1 tRNA gene and 2 rRNA genes (1 of these 3 cut by a window edge) are annotated in these 2500 nt (G+C 54.9%); all 3 read left to right on the forward strand.

Features of this window, described 5'->3' with window-relative positions:
• Positions 1-1823 (forward strand): 23S ribosomal RNA (locus AC0NIL_RS08480); it begins 997 nt to the left of the window's first position.
• A gap of 270 nt (positions 1824-2093) precedes the next feature.
• Positions 2094-2208: ribosomal RNA gene (rrf, locus tag AC0NIL_RS08485) — 5S ribosomal RNA — on the forward strand.
• A 154-nt stretch (positions 2209-2362) separates the two neighbouring features.
• Positions 2363-2439 (forward strand) — tRNA-Met (locus AC0NIL_RS08490).
• The last annotated feature ends 61 nt before the right edge of the window (positions 2440-2500 follow it).

Here is a 2500-nt window from a genome sequence, read left to right on the forward strand (position 1 = left end):
GCAGACACACGGCGGGTGCTAACGTCCGTCGTGAAAAGGGAAACAACCCTGACCTACAGCTAAGGTCCCCAAGTTATGGCTAAGTGGGAAAGGATGTGAGGATCCCAAAACAACCAGGATGTTGGCTTAGAAGCAGCCATCATTTAAAGAAAGCGTAACAGCTCACTGGTCTAAATAAGGGTCTTTGCGCCGAAAATGTAACGGGGCTAAAGCCATACACCGAAGCTTAGGGTTTGGTCCGCAAGGGCCAAGCGGTAGCGGAGCGTTCTGTAAGCTGATGAAGCCATACCCGTGAGGGGTGGTGGAGGTATCAGAAGTGCGAATGCTGACATGAGTAACGTAAGGGGAGTGAGAGACTCCCCGCCGAAAGACCAAGGGTTCCTGCTTAAAGCTAATCTGAGCAGGGTTAGCCGGCCCCTAAGACGAGGCGGAAACGCGTAGTCGATGGGAACCACGTTAATATTCGTGGGCTTGGAGGTAGTGACGGATCATTGAGGTAGTCCAATCTTATCGGATTGAACGGGCTGCTGCGTGGTTCCAGGAAATAGCTCCTCCTTATAAACCGTACCCGAAACCGACACTGGTGGTCTGGTAGAGTATACCAAGGCGCTTGAGAGAACTATGCTGAAGGAACTCGGCAAATTGCACGCGTAACTTCGGAAGAAGCGTGACCCTTTTCTACGCAAGTAGAGGAGGGTGGCACAGACCAGGGGTAGCGACTGTTTATCAAAAACACAGGGCTCTGCGAAGTCGCAAGACGACGTATAGGGTCTGACGCCTGCCCGGTGCTGGAAGGTTAAGAGGAGGGGTGCAAGCTCTGAATCGAAGCCCCAGTAAACGGCGGCCGTAACTATAACGGTCCTAAGGTAGCGAAATTCCTTGTCGGGTAAGTTCCGACCTGCACGAATGGCGTAACGACTTCCCCGCTGTCTCCAGCATAGACTCAGTGAAATTGAATTCCCCGTGAAGATGCGGGGTTCCTGCGGTTAGACGGAAAGACCCCGTGCACCTTTACTATAGCTTTACATTGGCATTCGTAGTGGCATGTGTAGGATAGGTGGTAGGCTTTGAAGCCTGGGCGCCAGCTCAGGTGGAGCCACCCTTGAAATACCACCCTTATTACTATGGATGTCTAACCGCGGCCCGTTATCCGGGTCCGGGACAATGTATGGTGGGTAGTTTGACTGGGGCGGTCGCCTCCTAAAGAGTAACGGAGGCGCGCGATGGTGGGCTCAGAACGGTCGGAAATCGTTCGCTGAGTGCAATGGCATAAGCCTGCCTGACTGCGAGACTGACAAGTCGAGCAGAGACGAAAGTCGGTCATAGTGATCCGGTGGTCCCGCGTGGAAGGGCCATCGCTCAACGGATAAAAGGTACGCCGGGGATAACAGGCTGATGACCCCCAAGAGTCCATATCGACGGGGTTGTTTGGCACCTCGATGTCGACTCATCGCATCCTGGGGCTGGAGCAGGTCCCAAGGGTATGGCTGTTCGCCATTTAAAGCGGTACGTGAGTTGGGTTCAGAACGTCGTGAGACAGTTCGGTCCCTATCTGCCGTGGGTGTAGGAATATTGAAAGGATCTGTCCCTAGTACGAGAGGACCGGGATGGACGGATCTCTGGTGGACCTGTTGTGGCGCCAGCCGCATAGCAGGGTAGCTATATCCGGACGGGATAACCGCTGAAGGCATCTAAGCGGGAAACCCACCTTAAAACGAGTATTCCCTGAGAACCGTGGAAGACGACCACGTTGATAGGCCGGGTGTGGAAGAGCGGCAACGCTTGAAGCTTACCGGTACTAATAGTTCGATCGGCTTGATCGTTCTCATTCCTTATGCCCATCTGACAAAGTCAGATGGTCTGTTCTCACTCACGCTTGTTCCGCCCTGCGGGCGGCGCTACGTGGGTGCGGCGCATCAGCGCCGACGGTCGGTCGACCTTGCGAAGCTTCGCTTCGAAAGGCGCCAGACCAAGAACCGTAAAGGCACACAAAGACCAGCGAACAGCCCCGAGAGGCACCCGACAGCTCCGCTGCCGATGTCTCTTTGTGCGCCTTCGCTCAAAAGCTTCTCGAACAACGTGCGTTTTGCCGACCTGGTGGTTATGGCGGAGCGGCTGCACCCGATCCCATTCCGAACTCGGCCGTGAAACGCTCCAGCGCTGATGGTACTTCGTCTCAAGACGCGGGAGAGTAGGTCGCTGCCAGGTCTGCCAAACGCACGTTGATCTCACATCCAAATCGGATGGAGAGAAATCTTCTCTTTATGAAATGGCCCGCCAAGGGATCACGGGCCGCGTAAGCGGCCCTTTCATTTGGTCAGCCATATACCTATCTGTAGGCCTCGGCTTACACAAAAATTGACGCGGGGTGGAGCAGCCCGGTAGCTCGTCAGGCTCATAACCTGAAGGTCACAGGTTCAAATCCTGTCCCCGCAACCAAATTCAAAAAAGCCCGCCATCGTGCGGGCTCTTTTGTTTTGTGCCGTGCCGTGCTGCCGGC

Source organism: Mesorhizobium sp. WSM1343 (assembly GCF_055901535.1).